Source organism: Lagierella sp. ICN-221743 (assembly GCF_037890055.1).
Lineage (GTDB): Bacteria > Bacillota > Clostridia > Tissierellales > Peptoniphilaceae > Mediannikoviicoccus.
The window spans coordinates 1-1,590 of the sequence record NZ_JBBKBD010000049.1 but is presented as its reverse complement, the minus strand read 5'-3'; the positions used below and the strand labels follow the sequence as shown (position 1 = coordinate 1,590).

General features: G+C 35.3%; 1 protein-coding gene. It reads left to right on the top strand.

Features of this window, described 5'->3' with window-relative positions:
- Positions 1-301 precede the first annotated feature (301 nt).
- The gene (gene ltrA / locus WKS98_RS09890) at positions 302-1,582 is read left to right on the top strand and encodes a group II intron reverse transcriptase/maturase (RefSeq protein WP_498918936.1); all 1,281 of its coding nucleotides are present in this window, start codon (positions 302-304) and stop codon (positions 1,580-1,582) included.
- Positions 1,583-1,590: the final 8 nt, after the last annotated feature.

Genomic DNA, 1,590 nt, shown 5'->3' with positions numbered 1-1,590 from the left:
AAAGATAGCAAAGACCCAAAAGGTAACCGTAAACCCAAAGCGTAAATTCTGCAAGTAAACGATGAAAGTATTAGGGCTTATCCCGTGAGGTCTCACTAGCGAATAAGTAGTAACAACGAATAGTGAGAAGTCAGCAGAAGTCATAGTAGGTGGAAACACTGAAGGACTGAACAATTTAACAGTATAAGCAAAATGTATGTTGCATAACAAGTCTGACAGAGAAAGTAGAAGAAACGTAAATGAAATCAAAATCTCACACTTAAGAAATAAGTTATGCAAGCGGAAAGGAGCAAGTGCACACATGGAAGATAAAATAATAAATCAAATCCTAAACCCAGAAAATATGCACCAGGCCAAACGAAAAGTTATCTCCAACAAAGGAGCATCAGGAATAGATGGCATAAGTGTAAAAGAAATAGATGAATACATCAAAGAAAACTGGACAAGGATAAGGCAAGAAATTATCGAAAGACGCTACAAACCACAACCAGTACTTCGAGTAGAAATTCCAAAACCAAACGGAGGAAAAAGAAAACTCGGAATACCAACAGTAATGGACAGAATAATCCAACAAGCAATCGTACAAGTTTTAACACCGATAATAGACAAAAGATTTTCAGAAACAAGCTATGGATTCAGACCAGGAAGAAACTGTCAAATGGCAATAACAAAAAGCCTAGAATATTTAAATGATGGATTCGAATGGGTGGTAGACATAGACTTAGAAAAATTCTTTGACAAAGTGCCACAAGATAAACTAATGAGCATAGTTCATGAGCATATCAAAGCACCAGACACAGAATCATTAATCAGAAAATATCTAAAAGCGGGAATAATGAACAAAGGCGTATATGAAAAAAGTGAAATAGGAACCCCACAAGGAGGAAACCTATCACCACTACTAAGCAACATCATGCTAGACAAATTGGACAAAGAACTAGAAGCAAGAAGACTTAGGTACACAAGATATGCAGACGATTGTTTGATATTTGTAGGAAGCAAAGCAGCAGCAACAAGAGTAATGCATTCCATAACAAGATTCATAGAAAATAAACTTGGACTAAAAGTAAATGCAGAGAAAAGCAAAATAACAAGACCAAGTAAAATTAAATATCTAGGATTTGGTTACTGGAAAAACAGCAAAACAGATAAGTGGGAAGCACGAGTCCATAAGACATCATTTAAAAGATTCAAAGACAAAATAAAGAAACTTACCACAAGAAGATGGTCAGTTTCTTTTGATTACAGAATTAAAAAGCTAAATGAAGTGATAAGAGGCTGGATAAACTACTTTAAGACAGCAAACATGAAGAGTAAATTAAAGAGCTTAAGCGAGAACTTAAGAACCAGACTCAGAATAATCTGTTGGAAAATGTGGAAAGTACCAAAGAAAAGACAATGGGCGTTAATGAAAATGGGAGTAGGAAAAGACTTAGCAAGACTAACATCTTATTGTGGAAATAGGTACTGTTTTGTAGCAACAAAAACCTGCTTAGTGAGAGCAATCACAAAGGAAAGACTAACCAAGACAGGTTTAGTCGACCCATACGATTACTATATAAGCAGGTTATGTGTAAATTAAATTGAACC

Coding starts and splice junctions, on each gene's coding strand:
- ltrA (WP_498918936.1), top strand. CDS start 302: ATGGAAGATAAAATAATAAATCAAATCCTAAACCCAGAAAATATGCAC.